At 68.4% G+C, this 21799-nt stretch carries 15 protein-coding genes; 10 read left to right on the forward strand and 5 right to left on the reverse strand.

Annotated features, from left to right (window positions below; translation table 11 throughout):
* Positions 1-725: 725 nt before the first annotated feature.
* Both C3B71_RS15550 and C3B71_RS15555 read left to right on the forward strand, forming a co-directional pair.
* Positions 726-938: a hypothetical protein gene (locus tag C3B71_RS15550; protein ID WP_108969315.1), complete on the forward strand. Its 213-nt coding sequence runs from the start codon at positions 726-728 to the stop codon at positions 936-938.
* Between the two features lie 298 nt (positions 939-1236).
* Positions 1237-1503: a hypothetical protein gene (locus C3B71_RS15555; RefSeq protein ID WP_108969317.1), complete on the forward strand. Its 267-nt coding sequence runs from the start codon at positions 1237-1239 to the stop codon at positions 1501-1503.
* 67 nt (positions 1504-1570) lie between these two features.
* Here the strand turns inward: C3B71_RS15555 and C3B71_RS15560 are convergent, their stop codons facing one another.
* Positions 1571-2602 carry a hypothetical protein gene (locus tag C3B71_RS15560; protein ID WP_146752399.1) on the reverse strand — a complete coding sequence of 344 codons (1032 nt, stop codon included), beginning with the start codon at positions 2600-2602 and terminating at the stop codon, positions 1571-1573.
* Between the two features lie 419 nt (positions 2603-3021).
* A complete protein-coding gene (locus C3B71_RS15565) occupies positions 3022-4548 on the reverse strand; it encodes a CCA tRNA nucleotidyltransferase (RefSeq protein ID WP_108969321.1) in 1527 nt (508 codons plus the stop codon).
* Positions 4549-4614: 66 nt separating this feature from the next.
* On the opposite strand from C3B71_RS15565, the gene C3B71_RS15570 reads away from it, so the two are divergent.
* The 5 genes from C3B71_RS15570 to trxA all read left to right on the forward strand — a co-directional run bounded on the left by C3B71_RS15570 (position 4615) and on the right by trxA (position 12553).
* The gene (locus C3B71_RS15570; protein ID WP_073333394.1) at positions 4615-5124 is read left to right on the forward strand and encodes an NUDIX hydrolase; all 510 of its coding nucleotides are present in this window, start codon (positions 4615-4617) and stop codon (positions 5122-5124) included.
* Complete coding sequence (locus C3B71_RS15575) at positions 5121-7394, forward strand: DUF6049 family protein (protein WP_108969323.1); 2274 nt, start codon at positions 5121-5123, stop codon at positions 7392-7394. The genes C3B71_RS15570 and C3B71_RS15575 overlap by 4 nt, the downstream gene beginning before the upstream one ends.
* Positions 7391-11107, forward strand: coding sequence for a murein biosynthesis integral membrane protein MurJ (locus C3B71_RS15580; protein WP_108969325.1), 3717 nt, complete (start codon positions 7391-7393; stop codon positions 11105-11107). Before C3B71_RS15575 ends, C3B71_RS15580 begins: the two co-directional genes overlap by 4 nt.
* A 116-nt stretch (positions 11108-11223) precedes the next feature.
* Positions 11224-12150 (forward strand): thioredoxin-disulfide reductase, encoded by a 927-nt coding sequence (gene trxB, locus C3B71_RS15585; RefSeq protein WP_073333400.1) that lies wholly within the window; start codon positions 11224-11226, stop codon positions 12148-12150.
* Between the two features lie 76 nt (positions 12151-12226).
* Complete coding sequence (gene trxA / locus C3B71_RS15590; protein WP_073333402.1) at positions 12227-12553, forward strand: thioredoxin; 327 nt, start codon at positions 12227-12229, stop codon at positions 12551-12553.
* A 603-nt stretch (positions 12554-13156) separates the two neighbouring features.
* Here the strand turns inward: trxA and C3B71_RS15595 are convergent.
* The 3 genes from C3B71_RS15595 to C3B71_RS15605 all read right to left on the reverse strand — a co-directional run bounded on the left by C3B71_RS15595 (position 13157) and on the right by C3B71_RS15605 (position 17168).
* Positions 13157-13792: a DUF6301 family protein gene (locus tag C3B71_RS15595; protein ID WP_220101872.1), complete on the reverse strand. Its 636-nt coding sequence runs from the start codon at positions 13790-13792 to the stop codon at positions 13157-13159.
* A gap of 142 nt (positions 13793-13934) precedes the next feature.
* Entirely contained in the window at positions 13935-16769 is a 2835-nt protein-coding gene (locus C3B71_RS15600; RefSeq protein ID WP_146752398.1) for a hypothetical protein, read from the reverse strand.
* Between the two features lie 87 nt (positions 16770-16856).
* Complete coding sequence (locus tag C3B71_RS15605; protein ID WP_146752397.1) at positions 16857-17168, reverse strand: type VII secretion target; 312 nt, start codon at positions 17166-17168, stop codon at positions 16857-16859.
* Positions 17169-17501: 333 nt separating this feature from the next.
* Between C3B71_RS15605 and thrC the strand changes: the two genes are divergently transcribed.
* The 3 genes from thrC to C3B71_RS15620 all read left to right on the forward strand — a co-directional run bounded on the left by thrC (position 17502) and on the right by C3B71_RS15620 (position 21666).
* A complete protein-coding gene (thrC, locus tag C3B71_RS15610) occupies positions 17502-18992 on the forward strand; it encodes a threonine synthase (RefSeq protein WP_108969331.1) in 1491 nt (496 codons plus the stop codon).
* A gap of 332 nt (positions 18993-19324) precedes the next feature.
* A complete protein-coding gene (locus tag C3B71_RS15615) occupies positions 19325-20632 on the forward strand; it encodes an aminotransferase-like domain-containing protein (RefSeq protein ID WP_108969333.1) in 1308 nt (435 codons plus the stop codon).
* 65 nt (positions 20633-20697) lie between these two features.
* Positions 20698-21666, forward strand: a complete 969-nt coding sequence (locus C3B71_RS15620; protein WP_108969335.1) for a D-alanine--D-alanine ligase family protein — start codon at positions 20698-20700, stop codon at positions 21664-21666.
* The last annotated feature ends 133 nt before the right edge of the window (positions 21667-21799 follow it).

Genomic DNA, 21799 nt, shown 5'->3' on the forward strand with positions numbered 1-21799 from the left:
TGCGCGGCGGACGGCGGCGGCAGCAGGGGTGCCTGGGCGACCCCGCCGCGGCGGGCACCGGCCGTCTACTACGCCGGTTCGGGGTTAACAACGCCAGTTAACCGTCTGCTGTATACCTCCGAGGCCTTCAGCAGAACGTTAAGTAGCGTTGTTAACGGGGAAGTGGCGTTGCAAACGACCTCCTCCGCAGCCAGCTACTCCGACCAGAACCCACGACCTGCCGACCGGGCCGCCCTACAAGCATCCTTTTGCGCTTCGCAACGGACGCATAGAGTCGGAACGACGACGGAAGGAGCCCCGGTGAGCAGGACGCTGACAATCACCGTGCCGGACAGTCTGGCCGCTGAGCTGGATCAGCGTGTGGCACCAGGCGCGTACGCCAGCCGGAGTGCAGCCGTCGTAGACGGGCTCCGCGAGTTGTTCAGTCGCTAAGAAGCTCTCGATTCATGGCTGCGCGACGAAGTGGGCCCGGCCTATGACGAGCTACGCGAGGATCCCACCCGCGCACTGTCGCCCGAAGCAGTGCGCGCACACATCGCCGGCATCCATGCCCACTCAGCATCTGAACCCTGAGGCAAAAGTCAGTCACGTCGTCTACTCCGTACGCGGCCGGATCTGACACACCGGCGTCCATCCTCTGAATCGCCGTACCCCGTGCCGACTCGGGGATCTGCAACAACTACAGTGAGCTACACCGCTAACCGCCGTCCCTGAAAGAAGCAGCCATGGATTCTGCTCGCACCGGCTCCACCGACAGCCTGTACCTGAACTCCCCGCGCCACCTGCGCACACTCCTGGTCTGGGCATTGGTCACCGCCGTGTGCTTCAGCTTTCTGCCCGCAGCCGTGTGGAGCATCGTGCGCTGGATCCTGCTTGCCGGCCTATGCGTAGAAGTCGTCCTGCTTGTTCGCGATCGCCGCGGGCATCCCAGGCATTAGCCGCCTGCGTCCACGCCCCGGCCTCCCACGGCGTCGGGCGTCTACTACGCCGGTTCGGGGTTAACAACGCCAGTTAACCGTCTGCTGTATACCTCCGAGGCCTTCAGCAGAACGTTAAGTAGCGTTGTTAACGGGGAGGAGGCGTTGCAGACGAGAAGAGCGAATGCCCCTGTCAGCTCGTAGATCAGGTTGGTCGCCGACACCACCCACCCGGACGCTTCCTGCGCATGCGCAAACGCACCATGACGTGGTCCAAACGCGGCCCCTCTACGGGTGCGGGTGAGCCTCGGCGCCTTCATTGCTACCGACCACCTCACCCGCAAGCGCGTCCACGACGCTTTACGCCACACTTACCTTCCCCGGCGGCCGGTGGGCCGCGGTCGAGGTGATATCGGGCACCTCCCAGATCGAGAAGGGCGCCCGTTCACTGGCCCGCACCGTGCAGCAGATTGACACCTCCGCGGTCGGGGAGCCGGTACTCAAGCTTGTGGTCACCGGCACCGGCCCGACGGCGACCCTGCCGGACGGCACCGTGACCTGCCCGCTAAGCGTCATCGGCCCCTGACGCAGAACCTCCCCGGCACGCGCCTTGGGCACCCGTCCGGGCGATCTTGTCCACCGCCCCGCGCCCCCTACAGCCACAGGTCGCGGCGACGCCGTACCCCGCGCATGACCTGCGGCGGGAACAGGCTCTCCACCCGCCGCACCAACCGCTCGGGATCGGCCAACTCCCGCCACTCGAAGCGGTGCACCGCCCACCCGCCACGCCGCAGCACCATCTCCCGCTGCTTCTCCGCGCGCACGTCCGCCGACGTCGCCAGCTTGCCGTAGCCGTCGAACTCCAGGTCCACCATGGCACTGTCCACGGCGACGTCGAGGAAGTACTCGTGCGCATCGTCGCCGATCCAGCGCCGCTGCGTCACCGGTTCGGCCACCCCGGCAACACCGACCGCCCAGCGCAGCACGCTCTCGCCCGGCGACTCCGCGAAGGGATCCGCCAGCGCCACCGCCACCCTGGCACGACGCTTGCCGTGACGGCGCCCCTGGCTCTCCACCATGCGCATCAACCGCTCGCGCGCCGCGTCGATCTCCATCTCCCCGTAGCAGCGTCGGTTGAAGCGGTCGGGACGGCACACCGCCCGCAGCGCGGCGTCCACCACCGGCAACGACTCGCGCACCGGCAGGTCGAAGGCGCAGTCCATGGCGGTGCGCAGCGGCGTCGTCACCCGCAACCCGCCCACGTTGACGACCTCCTCCGGCGCCGGCGCGGTCGTCGAACGCAGCAGCGTCACCGACCGACCATGACGTCGGCCCTCCGGCGGCCCGTACCTGACCGTTGGGAAAACGATGGTGCTGCGCGATCGGTTCCCGGGCACCGCCAGGCGGATACAGGGCTCGGACTCTAAGACAGGCAGCCCCAGCACCACCGCCGCCGCTTCGTGGGTCAGGGCGATTGCCGACGGCGAGGCTCGCAGCGCCGCCTCGCAGCGCGCCAGGGTGACGAGTTCCTTCAGGCGCCAGGTCGGCGTATCCCGGTCGGGAATGAACATGTAGCTGCCATGCGCCACCCGTATGAGATCGCGCCGACCGGCCAGGTCGCCGTTGGAGCGGTCGGCGGTGAACAACATGCGGGGACGTTCCGGCGGGGTCGGGTAGCGCTGCATGTCAGCAGAATCGCCGCGGCCCGACGGCGGCGCCACCGCGCCCCGCGATCTCTGTGGATTGGGGTGTCGCGAACGGCACCTGTGGACGCCGGTGAGATGTCATGACGGCGCTGACCAGGGGGTGGCCCGGTCGAGCGCCACACACACGTCACCAATAGTCAGTCCAGTTGCGGACAAGGGCACTCGCAAGCCCGTCTATTACGCCGGTTCGGGGTTAACAACGCCAGTTAACCGTCTGCTGTATACCTTCGAGGCCTTCAGCAGAACGTTAAGTAGCGTTGTTAACGGAGAAGAGGCGTTGCAGACGTCGTTAACGGGGAAGAGGCGTTGCAGACGAAGAGAGCGCACCCTCCGGCTAGTTGACCAGGGCGATTGCCGACGGCGACACCCGCAGTGTCGGCTCGCCGCGCGCCCGCCAGCTACTTCCCGCCGCGCGCCGCCCACCAGGAGTGCAGCGCCTCGCGCGCCAGGTCCTCGCCCAGCGGGCCCTTCTCCATGCGCAGGTCCATGAGGAAGCGGTAGGCCTCGCCGACCACCGGCCCGGGCCCGACGCCGAGCTCGGCCATGATCTGCTTGCCGTCCAGGTCCGGGCGGATGGCGGCCAGCTCCTCCTCCTCGCGCAGCTGCGCGATGCGGTCCTCCAAGTCGTCGTAGGCCGCGTCCAGCATGTGCGCCTTGCGCTTGTTGCGGGTGGTCACGTCCGCGCGGGTCAGCCGGTGTAGACGCTCCAGCAGGGGCCCGGCGTCGGCCACATAGCGGCGCACGGCGGAGTCGGACCAGGCGGCGTCGGCGTAACCGTGGAAGCGCAGGTGCAGCTCCACCAGGCGGGAGACGTCCTTGATGGTCTGCTTGTCGAAGCGCAGGGCGCGCATGCGCTTGGCGGTCATGCGAGCGCCGACGTGGTCATGCCCGTGGAAGGTGACAGTGCCGTCGCGCAGGAAGCGCCGGGTGGCAGGCTTGCCGATGTCGTGGAAGATCGCTGCCAGCCGCAGCACGAGGTCCGGGCCGGGCACGGGCCCGTCCGGCCCGGTCTCCAGATCGATCGCCTGCTCCAGCACCGTCAGGGTGTGCTCGTAGACGTCCTTGTGGCGCTTGTGCTCGTCGACGGTCTCCTGCAGGGCGGACAGCTCGGGCAGCACCACGTCGGCCACCCCGGTGTGCACCATGAGTTCCAGCCCGCGCCGCGGCCAGGGCGCCAGCAGCAGCCGCTCGAACTCGGCGCGCACCCGCTCGGCGGACACGATCTTCAGGCGTGGCGCCATATCGGTCATGGCGGCCAGCACGTCGGGCTCGACGTCGAAGCCGAGCTGGGCGGCGAAGCGGGCGGCCCGCATGATGCGCAGGGGGTCGTCGTCGAAGGACTGCTCGGCGGACACCGGGGTGCGCAGCACGCCCGCACACAGGTCGTCGAAGCCGCCGTGGGGATCCACGAGCTCCAGCTCGGGCAGACGCAGCGCCATGGCGTTGACGGTGAAGTCGCGGCGTGTGAGGTCGCCGGTGAGGCTGTCACCGTAGGCGACAGCCGGCTTGCGGGAGCCGGCCTCGTACTCCTCGGTGCGGTAGGTGGTGACCTCGACGACGTCGTCACCCTTGCGGGCCCCGATGGTGCCGAAGGCCTTGCCGACGTCCCAGCAGGCGTCGCCCCAGGCCTTCATGATCGCCTCGGTCGCCTCCGGGCGGGCGGAGGTGGCGCAGTCCAGGTCGTGCGGGACCACGCCGAGGAAGGCGTCGCGCACGGGGCCGCCGACCAGGGAGAGTTCATACCCGGCGTCGGCGAAGCGGCGACCCAACTCATGCAGGGAGTCCGGTAGGGCGCGCAGGGCCCGCCGGGCGGTGGGGGTCAGGCCGTCGGCGTCGGGGCGCTCGTCGGGGACGACGGCGCTGCGGGGGCCGCGTCCGGGGCGGGAGGCGGGGGTGTGGGCGGGGGCGGTCGGGCGGTCGGTCATCGGCCTAAGCCTGCCACGCGGAACCCAAGGGAGCCGATCGGGCGGTGAACCGCCTAGAGTGTCCCCATGTCCTCCCACCGCTCTCGTATGCCCCGCGCCGGTACCCGGCCGCGGCGCACGGCCGCACGCTCGCTGCCGGTGGTCGACGAGACAAGCGCCGGCGGACTGATCATCGACGTGCAGGACGGTCGGGCCGTGACCGCTGTGATTGCGCGGCGCAACCGGGGCGGCCGGTTGGAATGGTGCCTACCCAAGGGGCATCTGGAGGGCAACGAGACCGCCGAGCAGGCGGCCGTGCGGGAGATCGCGGAGGAGACCGGCATCACCGGCCGGGTGTTGCGGCACTTGGCCACCGTTGACTACTGGTTCGCCGGTGAGGATCACCGTGTGCACAAGGTCGTCCACCATTTCCTGCTGGAGGCGCTCGGCGGCAGCCTCACCACCGAGAACGATCCCGACCATGAGGCGGAGGACGTCGAGTGGGTGACCCTGGACGACGTCGCCCGCCGCCTGGCCTACCCCAATGAGCGTCGGATCGTCGCCGCCGCCAGGGAGATCCTGGTGGGTGACGGGTGAACTCCGCCATGCCGCGCCGCTCGGGGGTCGCCCGCGCCGCCCGGCGAGCGCTGACGGTGCTGGCCGCGGTGCTCGTGCTGGTGGGCGCGCTGCCCCTATCCCCGGCGCGCGCCAACGCAGGCACCGCCGGCCCGGCCGCCCGCGACGTCCTGCCCGGGGCGGTTGCCACCACCGTGCTCCCAGCCGACACCGACGACGAGTCCGCCGGACGGGTGACCCTGGCCGTCACCAGCCTGGCGCCGCAGGTGTTGGGCACCGGCGAGGACGTCACGCTGACGGGCACGATTACCAACGGCACCGACCAGACGCTTTCCGGCGCCACGCTGGTGGCGCAGATGCAGTCGCGCACCGAGATGACTACGAACGGCCTGGCCTCCTGGCTCGCCGACGAGCAGGACACGCCGCTGGCGACCATCGCCCTGGAGGCCCTCACGGATGACGTGGCACCCGGCGCGGCGGTGGACTTCCGGCTCACCATCAGCGCCGACAACCTGCCGCTGCGCAACACCGAGCAGTGGGGCCCGCGCGGCATACAGGTGGCGCTGACCCAGGGTTACACCACGCTCACGCAGGACCGCACCATCGTCCTGTGGAACCCGGGCGTACAGGTAAGCCCCACGCGGGTGACCGCCTTCGTCCCGGTCACGGCCTCGCCGGCCGAGCTGCTGGCACTGACCTCCCCCGCCCCGGGCTCGCTCCCCGACCACGCCGGCCCCCCGACGCCGACCGCGAGCGCTACCGCTTCCGCCACCGACTCCGGCGCCGACTATGCCGAGACACTCGCGGCGCTGCATGAGCGGGTGCTGGGCCTGCTGGAGCTCGCCGGCGACGGCGTGGTGCTCGCCGTGGACCCGGCCCTGCTCGCCGTCCTCGGCGTGGAATCGACCGCGCCCACCAGCGCCGCCGCCACCGGCTCACCCACCCCGTCGGCCGCCGGCGACGGCGGCCCATCCGAGACGGCCGACGCCACCGACCTCAAGCAGGCGCTCGCCGACGCGGTCGCTGCCGGCGACGTGGTCGCCCTGCCCTGGGGCGACGCCGACCTGACCGCCCTGGCACACCTGGGCGAGACGGATCTGCTCGCCTCGGCCCTGCAACGCAGCGCCGACAGTGCGGCGGCGCAGGCCGGTGCCGACACTTCCGTCGCCTGGGCGGCCGGCGCACTGGATGCGACCACGCTCGCGGCTCTGCCCGACTCGGTGACCACTGTCGTCGCCGCCCCCGGTGACGCGCCCGTGGCCGTGAACCTGACCTACACGCCGTCGGGCACCATGACCCTGGATGGGCGCACGGTGCTCATCCCAGATGCGGGAATGTCGGCGGCGATCGGCGGCAGCCTGCTCACCGACGAGGGGGACGCGCAGCTGTCCGACCTCGACGCCGTCCAGCTGCTGCGCGGCCAGACCGCCATCGTCACCCGGCAGGCGCCGGCCGTCAGCCGCGACATGGTGGTGGTTGTCCCCCGTGAGGCGGCCGCCGAGCTGGACCCGCAGGTGCTGGCCCAGCGCCTTACCGCCCTGACCAATTCCACCTGGACGCAGCCGCAGGGCCTGCACGCGCTGCTGGAATCGGCTGCCGACTCCGCTCAGTCCGGGGCGGAGGTGGCCCGCGTGCCGCTGCCGGATTCGGCCAGCGGACAGGGCGAGGTGACCGCGATGACCCTGTCGGCGGCACGGGCGGCGGAGGACCACCTGGATTCGGTCGCCTCGATCCTGGACGACCCCGAACGGGCCCTGGGCATGTCCACCGACGTGGTCGCCCTGGCCACGTCGGCGTCCTGGCGGGCCGACGAGTCCGCCTGCACGACCATGATCGCCCAGTCCCGTGCCCGCGGGGAGGCGGTCTCCGACGCCCTGGCGGCAGCGCCGTCGAGCACCATCAACCTGATCTCCTCCTCCGCGGACCTGCCGGTGCGCATCGTGTCCACCCTGGACCAAGACGTGACCGTCGAGGTGCACCTGGAGTCCAGTTCCACCCGCCTGCAGACCGATGAGGACGTCACCGTCACCGTGCCGGCGGGCGGGCAGGTGACGGCGAGCGTACCGGTGACCGCCGTCGGCTCCGGCGACGTCGACCTGACCATCCAGCTGCGCGCGCAGGACGGCACGAATGTCGGCACGCCCTCCACGGTGCACCTGCGCGTGCGTGCCGACTGGGAGAATGTGGGCACGCGCGTACTCGGCGGGATCCTGGTGATCCTGTTGGTCGCCGGGATTATCCGTACCGTGCGCCGGGGGCGCCGCACCGCCACACCCAGGGAGCGTAGATGAAGCAGGACGGGGCCCAGTCCCAGACCGCCGGCCCGGCCACGAAGCAGCCCTCCCGGACGGGTAAGCCGGCGCCGTCCATCGCCCGCTCCAGCGCCGTGATGGCGGCGGGTACGCTCACCTCCCGCATCCTCGGCCTGGTGCGCAACGCCCTGCTGGTCACCGCCCTGGGTGCCACCGCCTCGGGTGCGGCCGACGCCTTCAACACCGCCAACACCGTGCCGACCCAGTTGTACAACCTGCTGATCGGCGGGATCCTCAACGCAATCCTGGTGCCGCAGATCGTGCGGGCGCTGCGCCAGCGCAACGGCGAGGAGCTGGTCAACCGGCTGCTGACGGCCGCCTCCATGGTGATCGCGGCCGTCTCCGCGCTGCTGACGGTCGCCGCACCACTGGTGATCATGCTGTACGCATCCGGCCTGGGGCGCTGGCAGCCGCTCGCCTTCGCCTTCGCCTTCTGGTGCATGCCGCAGATCTTCTTCTACGGCCTGTACGCCCTGTGGGGGCAGGTGCTCAACGCCCGCTCCAGCTTCGGGCCGTACATGTGGTCACCGGTGCTGAACAACGTCATCTCCATCGCCTCGATCCTGGCCTACCTGCATATCTACGGCGGCTACACCTCCGGGCAGGACCCGGGCATCTGGGACGCGGGCCGTATCGCCCTGATCGGGGCGACGACGACGCTGGGCATCGCCGCGCAGGCACTGATCCTGTACATCCCGCTGGTCCGCTCCGGCTTCCACCCCAAGCTCATCTTCGGCGTGCGCGGCATGGGCCTGGGCAACATGTCCAAGGTGGCGCTGTGGGCGCTGCTGGGCACGGCCATCGTCTCCTTGGGTGACCTGGCCGCCACCAACCTGGGTTCACGGGCGGTCACGGCCGCCGAGTCGTCCGCCTACGCGGACGTGATCGTCCCGTCGACGACCATGTACGCCAACGCCCAGCTGGTGTACATGCTGCCGCAGTCCCTGATCACCACCTCGATCATCACGGCCCTGTTCACCCGCATGAGTGAGAAGGCCGCCGCCGGGGACCGCGCAGGCGTGCGCGACGACCTGTCCCTGGGGCTGCGCTCGATCGCGGTGTTCACGGTGCTGTTCGCCGCGGGTATCGGCACCTTGGCCGCCCCGGCGCTGCAGGTGTTCGTCCCCTCCCTCTCAACGGAGCAGGCCCACGCCTCCGCCCCGATCCTGACGGTGCTGGCCGCCGGCATCGTGGGGCAGGGCGTGTGGTTCACCATGCAGCGGGTCATGCTCGCCTACGCGGACACCAAGCGGCTGCTGATCGCCGACACGGTGGTGGGCTTGATCCCGGTCCTGATCTGCCTGATGGCCTACCTGCTGGCCCCCGCCAACCACTGGATGGTGTGGGCGGCGGTGGGCTCGGCCACCTGCCAGATCGCCGGATTCCTGGTGCTGGTGCCACTGATCCGCCGCCACCTGCCGGACCTGGACGGGCCGCGAGTGGTGGGGACCTACGTGCGACTGATCGTGGCGGCACTGCCCGCGATCCTCGTCGGACTGGGGGTGCGCCGCCTGCTGGGCTCGGCCGACGGCTCCCTGACCGGAACCCGGCAGGTGGATGCCCTGGTGACCGTGCTGATAGTCGCCGCCGTCATGACCCTGGTGTACCTGGCGGTGGCCAAGCTGCTGCGGGTGCAGGAACTGGACGTGTTCTTCGGCCCGCTCTCGCGGATCGTGGCGAAGATCGGCCGGATGCTGCCCGGGCCGGTGGGCCGGGCGGTGGTGCGCATGGGCCGCGCCCTGGCGCCACCGCCGCCACTGGCCGCGCACGCGCCGGTGGAACCGACCCCGGTCCTGCCGCCGTCGTTCCCGCCCGCACCCAGGCCGGCACCGGCGGCCTCACATATCGGTTTCGCCCCGGCCGCGGTGTGGCCCGCAGATCCGGCTAGACTCGCCTTTAATACGCAGGCACTACCAGTCGTGGGAGGCGACCTCATGGCGGACGCAACGCCGATCGGCTCCGGCCGGTATGAGCTGCTGTCCACCATGCCGGCCACGCTGCCGCGCATTGTGCGGCACCTGGGCCGGGACACGATCCTGGACCGCCCGGTCACGGTACTCATGCTCACCGACGCCACCCCGCACCGCCGGGAGGTGCTGGAAGTGGCCACCCGCGCCGTGCTGGTCGATGACACCCGGATTCAGCGCGTCTACGACGTCGAGGCGGCCACCCCGTCGTTTATTGTCACCGAGCCGATGACGGGCCGGACCTTCTCCGCGCTGGTCAACTCCGGGTTGCGGGCCGACCAGGTGCGCGCCATCGTGGGTGAGGCCGCCCAGGCCCTGGACGCCTGCTCGCGCCGCGGCCTGCACCACCTGAACCTGTCGCCGGAGTCGGTGCGGGTGCGGCCCGACGGCACCGTGCAGGTTTCCGGCATCGGCGTGGAAGCGGCGGTGCTGGGGCTGGAGGCGGGCACGCAGGCCGACCCGCTCGCGGGCGACCGCGCCGACGCCCGCGCCCTGGTCGAATTGCTGTACTTCGGACTGACCCGGCGATGGCCGGGCAAACGCGCCGGCCTGCCCGCCGCCCCCATGGCCGGCGGCGCTCCCGTACCCCCCTCCCAGATAGCGCGCACGCCCGACGACGTCGATGCCGCCCTGGACCGGCTGGTGGCCCGCACCTGGCGCGACGCGGCCAGTGCACCCACCTCAGCCGCCGAGGTCGCGGGTGCCCTGGCCCCCTGGGACCCCGGCTCGCTTGCTGAGCTCGCCGCCCCGGCCGCACCCGGTCCGGCTCCCGAACCGCCAGCAGAAACGGAGTCGGCGGCGTCGGGGTCGGCCGGCGCACTGACCGGTATGGCCGGCGGGGTGCTGGCGCGGCTACGGCGTCGGTCCAGTGCCCGCCCGGCGGCTCCCATGGATGAACCCACGCCGGCCCCAACCGCAGGCGAGCAGGCCACCACCCCGCCGGAGCGTCGGCCGGCCGTGCGGGTAAACCCAGCGCCGGCACCGTCCTCCGAGACCGCGGCGCCACCGCGTCAGGAGGAGTACTTGGAGGCCCTGGACTTCGCCGCGCAGGAGCCGGAAGCGGAGTACAAGGAGGACGCGCAGGAGCGGGCGGTCAACCGGACCACCACCGCCGTGCTAGTCGCCGTCGTACTGGCGGTGCTGGTTGGCGTGGCCCTAGCCGTGAACAACCTGCTCGGACTGGCCGGCGTGAAGTTCCAGGACGACAACATCCCGGCCGCCAAGACCGTGCCCACCGCCTCGGAGTCCGCCGTACCCGAGCCGGCGCCGGAGCCGGAGGAGGAGCAGGCCGAGCCCAGTGCGCCAATCACACCCGCTTCCGCTCAGTCCCTCGACCCCTTCGGGAACAACAACGAGCACCCGGAGAACGCCTACCTGGTCATAGACGGCAACACCGACCAGGCCTGGTCCTCACGCTTCTACCTGGAATCGACTCCAGCCGGCAAGCCGGGCATCGGCATGGCGGTGACACTGGAGCAGGAGGCCGAGATCTCCGGCATTGACGTGCAGGGCACCGGCAGCGGCGGGAATGTGCAGGTGCGCGCCACCAGCGCCGATGACCCCACCGGGGGGACGCTGCTGGCCGAGGGTGCGTTCACCGAGGGCACGACCTCCTTCGAGTTCGATCCCACCACCACCGGGTCCGTGGTGCTCTGGGTGACCAACCTGCCCACCGCCGCGGACGGGCAGTTCAAACTCACCATCTCGGAGATCACCCTCAAGTAGCCGGCCCCGCCGGAACAAAGCGCCCCGCGCCCCGGTTCATCGGGCATCGGGCGGGCGCTTCCCGCAAACGCGGCGGCGCCCGGCACATACGAGAAAGACGCAGAATCAGGAGAGTCATGGTCCACGACGTCGTCATTGTCGGCTCCGGCCCCGGCGGTTACACCGCGGCGATCTATGCCGCCCGCGCCCAGCTGCACCCGATCGTCCTCGCCGGCTCCGTCACCGCCGGCGGCGCTCTGATGGACACCACCGAGGTGGAGAACTACCCCGGGTTCCGTGACGGCGTCATGGGCCCGGACCTCATGACGCAGATGCAGGAGCAGGCCGAGCGCTTTGGCGCCGATATCCGCTACGAGGACGTGATCGCTCTCGACCTGACCGGCGACATCAAGCGCATCACCACCGACGACGCCGTATACGAGGCGCGCACCGTGATCCTGTCCACCGGGTCGGAGTACCGCAAGCTGGGTCTGGCCGACGAGGAGCGCCTGTCCGGGCACGGGGTGTCCTACTGCGCCACCTGCGACGGCTTCTTCTTCAAGGACCGGCCGATCGTGGTGGTCGGCGGCGGCGACTCCGCCATGGAGGAGGCGCTGTTCCTGACCCGCTTCGGCTCCTCGGTGACCGTGGTGCACCGGCGCGACCAGCTGCGCGCGAGTGCGGTCATGGCTCAGCGCGCCCGCGAGAACGAGAAGATCGACTTCGCCTGGAACTCCCGGGTGGTCGGCCTGAACGGCGCCGACGGCCTGGAGTCGGTGACCCTGGAGGACACCGTCACCGGCGAGCGCCGCGACCTCCCGGCCGCGGGCCTGTTCGTGGCCATCGGGCAGATCCCGCGCTCGGAGTTGGTCAAGGGCGTGCTGGAGCTGGATGACGCCGGCTACATCAAGGTCGACTCTCCCTCACAGCGCACCAACATCCCCGGCGTGTTCGCCTGCGGCGACGTCGCCGACCCGGAGTACCAGCAGGCGGTAACCGCCGCCGGTTCTGGGTGCCGGGCGGCCCTGGACGCGGAGGCCTACCTGGCCGACCTGGATTCCTGAGCCGGCGACGCATCCACGCAGCTTCATCCATACAAACTCATACTTATTCAGACTCATTGTTAACTAGGAGTGACCCATGTCTGACACCCACGCCGTCACCGACGCCACCTTCGAGGCAGAGGTCATGCAGTCCGATGTCCCGGTCGTAATCGACTTCTGGGCCGAGTGGTGCGGTCCCTGCCGGCAGATGGCCCCGGTGGTGGATGAGGTCGCGGCCGAGCTGGGCGAGCGGGCCAAGTTCGTCAAGCTGGACGTGGACGCCAACCCGGCCACCACCCGCTCCTTCGGCGTGCGCTCCATCCCGACCTTCGCCGTCGTCTCGGGCGGCGAGGTGGTCCACCAGTTCGCCGGCTCCCGCCCGAAGGCCTCCTTCAAGGCGCAGTTGGAGAAGGTCATCGCCTGACAGGGGGACTTGGCGCGCCGTGCCCGGTTAGCGGGCTGTGGGGCGCCGCCCCGCAAGAATGTCGCAGATCGGCACAAACGCCGGGATCAATCGCCAGACCTTACGGCACAGCCGCGTGATTCCAACGATCGTCGGCGGGCCCTTTGGGCCCGCCGACGCGTTTATGCCGAACTCGGACATTCCTCAGCACCGGGTGGACATCCACGCTCGCCGACACGAGCCTCCGACGCACGAGGCTTGAACTCAGCTGATGGGGACGTCCTCCAGCAGAATCAGCTCGTCGGCGTCATGCCCGCACAAGCCTCCCGCGACTCAGGCTAATGAAACAGTACCAACAATCCACAACAGCCCGCGACGACCGCGCTGGGCTATTCAGTTCGGGGGAGATCCCCTCTCTCGTCTCGGCGAGGCAGCTCAGCTCCGTGCGGCTCCAATTGAGCAGCGCAGGTTCATGGACGGCACCTACTTTTGCAGACGACGCTTCCCCTGCCGAGACCACTGTCTCCACGGCCACCAATGACCCAGGTCAAGTCAGAGACATCCTCCCCGACATTGGTTCCAGCCCCATACCGGAGGACGCGAACGCCAGGTGGTTGTATCGCGTCACTTGTTGGTGCGGGGCCGTGGCGGGGGCTCGGTTGGGAACTCGGCCTCCTGCGCGAGATAGCGTCGTTCGGCCTCGGCCGCACGATTAGCAGCAGGCGAATTGACGGTGGCGCTGAGGACTCGCCCGACGGTACCGAGTCGCAGCGATGCCCCGCTCGGCAGGGTCCAGGTAGTGGACTCCTGGGGGCCGTTACGCCCCTGGGAGTGCTTAGTAGTGCCGGTACCGTACAAGCCGGTCAGCACTTCGACGTACTGGGCGTACACCTGGCGCACCAGCACAGCCGCCTCCGGCGGCGCACTGGCCTTAGGAACACGCGAAGCCAACCCCATGCGAAAGGACCCGATTTGGCCTCTGAGCGTTACGAAAGAGGCGTCCTTGCCGCCCAAGTCATGACCGGTAGTAAACATGGTCTCCCTAGTCGGGGAAGACTGCCAGCCAAGACGGTCACGCAGCTCCAAACCCTCCTGTACGCTCATGGGCCACTTATGCTCCAACCACAGCCGAATCACCGGCACACCCACCTCAGGCGGAACCACCCGAAACACCCCACCACCAGGCAAAGACAACTCGAACACCGAAGCCGCCCCCGTCTGGCCACCGGTCCCGGACTGTCCGCTGTTGCTACTACTCATGCCTGTTTCCTCTCTAAGTCACTCGGGCCGGCCAACGAAAAGAACTCCCAACGATGCTGAATATTTTAAGCTGTGCTGGTCGCAATGTCTACCATTTCAGTCGTTGAAAACATCACGTAATAATCGTGGTTAGGACCGTCATTCAGTCGAGCGCGTCGATCATCTCCTGTAGCGTGTCGCGAACCTTGTGGCTGTTTGGCCCGTCTCCGACCAGGTCGAAGAAGACGTCCTGCACGTGCGGCTCCCCGTGTGCCGTGCGAGTGGAAATGGTTCGGAAGCATAGTTTAGTATTCCCACTCTTGATCGCTTCCCACACATCCTTATGGTCATGGAAGTACTGGGCGTAGCGCGGGTCCGTGATAAGGTGATCGCGCGCATATTCTGGTGTGCCTTGAGGGAAATCTCCTTCGAACGTGGTGTGCACAGGCGTTTTGCTCAGCCTGGCGGTGACGCCCTTGTACTCCAGCTCGTAGAAGGTCTTGCCGTCACCGCTCAACGCGGCCCCGTCGGAGTAGCCCCCCGGCGGCGTGTGGCCATTGTTCTCGTTGCGCCACGCGTCCAACACCGGAGCGCCATGCGTATCCGAATAGTGCTGCCCACCGACCTCACCAATCGCCGCGGAAGTCTCAGAGATATCCTGTCTGGCGCCGGTCAAGTTGATAGCGATCTGATTGAGTTCGTCGACCTTTTCTGGGTCGTAGCCGTCGTCCAAAAGACTATCAATAGTGTTGTCTCGGTTTTTGATGTTGAAAGCCTTTCGTTCCAGGCCGTCGGGCATTGAATCGTCCAATTGCCCCAGCAACTCGTCGCGCTGGTCAACGAATCCTTCACGGTCCTCGAACAACTCAGGAACACTCTTCTGATACCTGTCATCAACGTCGCCGTCAGCACCGTCTGCCCCGTCTACATCGGCGTGATCGTCAACGTTGTGGTCGTCATCGGGATCGTGATGGCTGTCTTGATCGGCGGTGTTGTCCTTTGCGTGGTCGTTGCTGGTGTCCCCGTCGTTGCTCTTGTGGGTAGTGTCGGTGTCGCTGCTGGGCGCGTCCTTGTGACCGCCGCTGGCCGGGTCGGGTGCGTCGTCGGCCTTGCCGTGTGGGGCTGTACTGTCAGCTGCCGCGGTACTCGAATGAGAGCTGTTGCCTTCTGGGTCCATGTGAGCAGACACGGACTCGGGCTCGGCCTCATGGCCACTGGTGCGCTCGGAGGAGCCCGGCGAGTCGGTGTCCCGGGGTCGCTCGTCGGGAGCCTGTTTGCCGTGCTCATCGGGTTGATGCTGCTCCGAGTTGTGGTCGGCAGGCCGGTTGCTGCCCGGGTCGCCGTCAGCACCGGACCGGCCGCGGGGCTTGGCATCAGCGTCAGAGCCGTTGCGACTGGCGGGCTCAGGCTCGCCAGCGTCGGCCCGGCTGCCCCCGGCACCAGAGCCGCCGCCACCGGCTCGGCCGGTGGTCGCGTCGGGGGTGCTGGTGTGAGCGCCCTCCGAGCCACTGCTGCCCGCACGCTGGGTGTCAGCGCCTGAACCGACATCGGCGTGCGCGGCGCCGTGGGCCGATGGAGAGATACTGGTGTCGCCATGTATCGGGTTAATGCCGTGGTAGCTGTTGTTCCCGGCAGAGGATGCAGCATCGCTGTAAGTACTTGGAGTCCCGGCCCCGCCAGCACTGCCGGGGGAGCCCGACGAGGACCCACCACGAGCACCAGCACCATCGGGCGAGGACGGAGCCGACGCCTGACCCGGACCGCCCGACGAACTCGCGGCGCCGTGGGCCGGGGGAGCTTCGGCGCTCATGTCCCCACGAGTGGGGTGAATGCCATGGAACAGAGCATCGGAGCCGCCGCTGGCAGTACCGCCCGCCGCGCCAACACCACCGACGGTACCGCCGGAACCGGAGCCCGCGTGGGCGCCGCCACCCGCTGTGGTCGATCCGGTACCGCTGGAAGCCGATGACCGGCCACCAGCGGCGTCCGCACCACCGGGACCGCCCACAGACCCGGCGGTGTCGCCAGCAGGCGCAGGCGTGCTGGTGGTGCCGGGGCCGTCGAGGTTGTTGGCGCTGCGTGCCGCCCGTGTACTGGGAGCAGCGTGCGCGTGGGGCCTGGAAGAGCCGACCAAGTGCTTCCTGGCAGTGCGGCCGATTCCCCGGCCCGTGGCCTCCGCCACGTTGGAGGGGGCCAGCTTCTTCAGTTTCTTGAGCTTGCCCACCATGCCGGTAAGACCCGGCGGCACCCGGCTCAGCAGCCGCGCCAAGGCCGAGATCGAAGTAACCAGGTCCTTGATCTTCCCCGACAGCCTGGTCACCCGCGTCGCAATCCACGAATAGGTCTGATAGGCAACCAGCGGGGTCAACAGCCCCAGCGAGAAGACCTCCTCCGCCGCCGCCTGAATCAGCATGCCGAAGGCCTCCGTGATCGTGTCACGCACCATGTCATGGACGAACTGCACGATCGCGGCGGCGATCTGAAGACCCTTGGCAATCCCCGACGCCGCCCCAGAGGCACCGTCCAGGCCATCGGACAACTCCTTGGCCCGCGACCGCCACGCAGCGGCCGCCAACCCGGCCTGACCCGCCATGTCCGCGGTCACATAGTTGCGCACATCCTGCGCATGAGTAGCAAGCGCCTCGGAGATGTTCGTCCAGGTCTGCGCCCCCGCCATCACCGCATCGGCATCACCGGTCAGCTGCTCCAGCATTTCATCCAATGGATGAATATGCTCGATCAACCACCCCAGACCCGCACTGACCGCAGCCGCAATCGGGTTGAATACCGTGAACACCACATCCCCGGCCAAGGCCACACCCGCCAGGGAGCCGTACACCCACGACCCATTACCGATCGCCTCACTCAGATCCGACAGATCCTCACCAATACCCGTACCCGCCCAAAACGACGTCGAATCCTGCCGCTCAGCCACCAACGGATTAGCGGTAGTCACCAGGAACCTCCAGGGAAACAAATCATAGTAATCATGTAACACAACCGTTGCGGACAGGCCTATAACCCGTCAGTCCCGCGGCAGACACCCACCCGGCGAACACACACCACAACCAGCCGCACCCAGCCCTCAGTAAGACGGGTAGGTGTTGTTGGCGTCGGTAGCCGCCTGGGAGTCGGTCTCCTCGAAATCGGTCGCTGTGTCCTTCAAGTCCTGCACGTCCTGCTCGAGCAGATCCCCGATATCAGACAGACTCGAATCGAACTGAGTCTTCGCGCTCTCATACGACGACGCGAACAACGGCGTACACAACATCCCGAACGGCTCACCCGCCAACGCCGCATCAGATGCAGACTCCACCGTGTCCAGTCCGTCGCCTACCGAGGCGACGTGCCCGGCGTGGGTGCGCCACACCTCCGGGGAGATCTCCAGGTCAGCCATCACCAACCACCCCACAGGCCACGCCCGTCATCGCTCTGCCGGAAGCTCCCCAACAAACCGGTCGGGTCGATCAGGCCCGCACCCCGCGGGGCGGTCCCAGGCCGCCGGCCCGACTGCGCCGCAGCGTCATCGATCTCGTCGTCCACCGAAGCTCCTCCTCATGCGTGTAACCGAAATGGAACATACCAAACCCGCAACGCCACTTACCAGGCATACGGATGGGATCTTCACCATGCCCTCCCCGCTTCGGGATATGCCGCATTGCCTACCGACCCAAAGGCACTCGTCGCATAGGATGGGGCCGCTTCAGCACGGCGCACGGGAGGGCGGCACATGCACCGCACGCAGGACACGAGTTACATCTCCACCCGGGGCGGCATGACGCCCACCGGATTCCTGGACGTGCTCCTGTCCGGATTGGCTCCCGACGGCGGCCTCGCCGTCCCCGCAGAGGTCCCGCGGGTATCCGCCGCCACTCTGGAGTCCTGGCGGGCACTGACCTACTCGGAGCTCGCCGCCGAGGTCATCGGCCTGTACGCCACCGACATCCCGGCCGCCGATCTGCGGGCGCTGACCGCGGCCGCCTACGGTCCGGAGCATTTTCCGGAACCGGTGGTGCCGCTGCGCCCGCTCGACGCCGTCGCTCCCGGGCTCGCCCTCGTGGGACTGTCCGAGGGGCCGACCATGGCGTTCAAGGACCTGGCCATGCAGTTCCTCGGGCAGGCGATCCCGTACCAGCTGACCCGCGAGGGACGCGTGCTCAACATCCTCGGTGCCACCAGTGGGGACACCGGCTCGGCCGCCGAGCACGCCTTCCGTGGCCGCGACGGCGTCAGTGTCTTCATGCTGTCCCCGCAGGGGCGCATGAGCGATGTGCAGCGCGCGCAGATGTACTCGCTCGCCGACGCGAACATTCACAACATCGCCGTCGATGGGGTCTTTGACGACTGCCAGAACCTGGTCAAGGCGATCAACGGCGACGCCGCCTTCAAGGTCGAATACGCCATAGGCGCGGTCAACTCCATCAACTTCGGGCGCATCGCCGCCCAGGTCGTCTACTACGTGTGGGCCTGGCTGCGCGCCTCCGACGGCGTCGCGGAGGGCCTCGCCGGGGCGGCAGCGGGCGCCGGGGTTGGCGAGCCGACCGGCGAGCGCATCTTCGGCGTGGACGTCACGGTGCCCAGCGGCAACTTCGGCAACATCTACGCCGGTCATCTCGCCCGCACCATGGGGGTGCCGATCCGCCGGTTGATCCTGGCCACGAATGAGAACAACGTGCTGGATGAGTTCTTCTCCACCGGCGTCTATCGGCCCCGCTCGAGTGCACAGACCCTGGCCACCTCCAGTCCATCCATGGACATCTCCAAGGCCTCCAACCTCGAGCGCTTCATCTGGACTCTGCTCGGTGCCGAGGAGTTCCACTCCCGCTGGCCCGAGCTGGAGCGTACCGGGGTGCTGGACCTCTCCGATCAGCTGGCACGGATGCGCGATGAGTTCGGCTTCGTCTCCGGCACCTCGACTCATGCCGACCGGCTCGCCGCGATCCGGCGCGTACACGAGGCCACCGCTGCACCCATCGACCCGCACACCGCCGACGGCGTGACCGTGGCCCTGCGGTTGATGGAACCGGAAGTTCCGACCCTCGTGCTGGAGACCGCCCGGCCGGAGAAGTTCCCGGAGACCGTTGCCGAGGCGCTCGGCGCCCCGCAGCCCGTGCCCGAGGCGATTCAGCGTCTTCTCGACGCCGAGCAGCACGTGGTGAGCATCCCCTGCGACGAGGCGCGGCTGCGGGCGCTCATTGCCGCCGACGCGCTGCGATCCTGAATGCCGAGAACCGCCGCCACAACCGGGTGAGCATGTTTCACGTGAAACATCCGGGCCGGGCCCGAAGTGTTTCACGTGAAACACTCGTGTCGACGGTCCATGTTTCACGTGAAACATCGCTGCACATACTCCATGTGCGGCGTGCGCCGACCGTAGCGGGTTCAGGCGGCCCTCGTAATCGAGGCACGGCGGGCCACGCCAGCGAAGAACTCGCTCACTGTCATCGCCCGAGCGCTCCCGTCTGGTGATGTTTCACGTGAAACATCACCGTCAAGCCCAAGCGTGGCAGACTGTTCTCTGACGAAGCACCACCCGCCGGGAGGGATTACCACGTGAACGAGACGAACCCACAACGAGGCAACCGGCTGGACCCCTGGCTCGACTCCTACGCCACGCGAGCGTACGGCCTGCGCGAGTCCGAGACTCGCTCCCTGTTCGCCGTCGCCTCCCGGCCCGAAGTAGTCTCCCTTGCCGGCGGCATGCCCAACCTGAAGGACCTGCCGCTCGACCAGTTGGCCGAGGCGACGGCCCGCATGATCCGCAAGGACGGCGGTCGCGCGCTCCAGTACGGCAACGGACAGGGACTGCCGCGACTGCGCGAGCAGATCCCCGAAGTCATGGCGCTGGAGGGGATCGACGCCGACCCCGAGGACGTCGTCATCACCACCGGCTCCCAGCAGGCGGTGGACATCGTCACCGAGCTGTTCATCGATCCCGGCGACGTGATCCTCACCGAGGCGCCCACCTACGTGGGCTCGTTGTCCATCTTCTCCACCTACCAGGCCGACGTCCAACAGGCGCCCATCGACGCCGACGGCGTCATTCCCGAAGCGCTCGAGCAAACCATAACCGACCTTGAGCGGCAGGGCCGGCACGTCAAGTTCTTCTACTGCCTACCCAACTTCCACAACCCGGCCGGCGTCAGCCTCTCGGAGGAGCGGCGCCCGCAGGTCATCGAGATCTGCCGCCGCCACCACATTCTCATCATCGAGGACAACCCCTACGGACTGCTCGACTTCGAGGGCCGCACGCACACCGCGCTGAAGACCCTGGCGCCCGACGACGTCGTCTACCTCGGATCCTTCTCAAAGATCTTCGCGCCCGGATACCGCGTCGGGTGGGCCGTGGCGCCGCCGGCGGTGCGGGAGAAGATGAAGCTGGCCTCCGAGGCCGCCATCCTGTGTCCGAGCTCGGTGGGCCAGTTCTCGATCTCCAACTACCTGGACAACTTCGACTGGCGCGGTCAGATCCAAGACTTCCGCACCATGTACCGCAGGCGCCGCGACGCCATGGTGGACGCTCTTTCCGAGTTCATGCCCATGTGCACGTGGAACGTGCCCGAAGGCGGCTTCTATGTCTGGGTCGGACTGCCCGAGGGCCTCGACGCCAAGGAGATGCTGCCGCGGGCCGTCACCAACCTCGTCGCCTACGTCTCCGGCACCGCCTTCTACGCGGGCGGCCGCGCCGGCCGCGACCACATGCGTCTGTCCTTCTGCTATCCGGAACCAGTCGATATCCGCGAGGGAGTGCGGCGCCTCTCCGAGGTCGTCACCCACGACCTGGAACTGGTCAACCTGTTCGGACCCGCCTGCCAGCGGCCTTCGGGCGGCGTCTCCGCACCCTCGCCGGACCAGGTCTGAGACCCCATCATCACCCGCACCGACGCATATACACCGAATCGACCTTGAACAACGAGGAGCCGTCCATGTCCGACACCGCCGAATCCAACCCCGACGCGCCGCTGCGCATAGCCGTACTTGCGGGCGGTCTCAGCCACGAACGCGACGTGTCGCTGCGCTCCGGACACCGCGTCGCCAGCGTCCTGAAGCACCTGGGCCACAACGTGTTGGTCATGGACGTGGACGCGCGCACCATCGCCTCCCTGAAGGCGTTCAGCCCCGACGTGGTGTGGCCGCTGGTGCATGGAGGTCACGGCGAGGATGGCGGGTTGCAGAACGTGCTGATCGCCCTCGACCTGCCCTATGTGGGCACGCACTCCGACGGCTGCCAGCGCGCATCCTTCAAGCCGACGGCCAAGGCATCCGTGCGCGCCGCCGGCGTCCCCACGCCGGACTCGGTGACGCTGCCCAAAGCCTACTTCAGCCAGCTCGGAGCGCAGGAGGTGCTCGGCGTCGTCGCCGGTCACCTCGGCCTGCCCGTGGTGGTCAAGCCCAACCAGGGCGGCTCCGGACTCGGCGTCTCCTACGCGGAGAACGCCGACGAGCTGCGCACCGCGATGGTCTCCTGCTTCGCCTACGACGAGCGGGCGCTGATCGAGAGGTACGTGGAAGGCACCGAGCTCGCGGTGTCGGTCGTGGACACGGGCGATGGCCCGCACGCACTGCCCGCGGTCGAGGTGGTCTCCCAGGGCCGCTACGACTTCGACGCCCGCTACAACCCCGGCCGCTCGGAGTACTTCGTCCCGGCCCGCGTCGACGATTCGGTGCAGGCGCGCGCCCAGGAGATGGCCGTAACCGTGCACCGCGCGCTTGGACTCGGCAACCTCTCGCGCACCGATCTGATCGTCGACGCCGAGGGCCAGCCCTGGTTCATCGACGCCAACGTCATCCCCGGCATGACCGAGGTCTCCCTGTTCCCGATGGCCGCGCAGGCCGCCGGCGACCTGCCGAAGCTGTATGACGACATCGTGCGCCATCCAGCGGTGCGCCCCTGAACGACCGGCGTCCTCGAGCCGAGAGGGCCGCGATGTTTCACGTGAAACATCGCGGCCCTCTCGCCTTCATCTGATAACTGCTTGCGGTCCGGGCCGGGCGCCGCACGCCATCGACTACTCAATCACGCCTACG

The organism is Actinomyces sp. Z16, from assembly GCF_003111765.1.
GTDB lineage: Bacteria > Actinomycetota > Actinomycetes > Actinomycetales > Actinomycetaceae > Actinomyces > Actinomyces glycerinitolerans.

What these genes read in the sequence shown, in the direction of transcription:
- trxB (WP_073333400.1), top strand. Translation starts at nt 11,224, where the DNA reads ATGGTCCACGACGTCGTCATTGTCGGCTCCGGCCCCGGCGGTTACACC.
- C3B71_RS15595 (WP_220101872.1), bottom strand. Translation starts at nt 13,792, where the DNA reads ATGAGTAGTAGCAACAGCGGACAGTCCGGGACCGGTGGCCAGACGGGG.
- C3B71_RS15560 (WP_146752399.1), bottom strand. Translation starts at nt 2,602, where the DNA reads ATGCAGCGCTACCCGACCCCGCCGGAACGTCCCCGCATGTTGTTCACC.
- C3B71_RS15570 (WP_073333394.1), top strand. Translation starts at nt 4,615, where the DNA reads ATGTCCTCCCACCGCTCTCGTATGCCCCGCGCCGGTACCCGGCCGCGG.
- C3B71_RS15550 (WP_108969315.1), top strand. Translation starts at nt 726, where the DNA reads ATGGATTCTGCTCGCACCGGCTCCACCGACAGCCTGTACCTGAACTCC.
- C3B71_RS15605 (WP_146752397.1), bottom strand. Translation starts at nt 17,168, where the DNA reads ATGGCTGACCTGGAGATCTCCCCGGAGGTGTGGCGCACCCACGCCGGG.
- C3B71_RS15580 (WP_108969325.1), top strand. Translation starts at nt 7,391, where the DNA reads ATGAAGCAGGACGGGGCCCAGTCCCAGACCGCCGGCCCGGCCACGAAG.
- C3B71_RS15620 (WP_108969335.1), top strand. Translation starts at nt 20,698, where the DNA reads ATGTCCGACACCGCCGAATCCAACCCCGACGCGCCGCTGCGCATAGCC.
- C3B71_RS15565 (WP_108969321.1), bottom strand. Translation starts at nt 4,548, where the DNA reads ATGACCGACCGCCCGACCGCCCCCGCCCACACCCCCGCCTCCCGCCCC.
- thrC (WP_108969331.1), top strand. Translation starts at nt 17,502, where the DNA reads ATGCACCGCACGCAGGACACGAGTTACATCTCCACCCGGGGCGGCATG.
- trxA (WP_073333402.1), top strand. Translation starts at nt 12,227, where the DNA reads ATGTCTGACACCCACGCCGTCACCGACGCCACCTTCGAGGCAGAGGTC.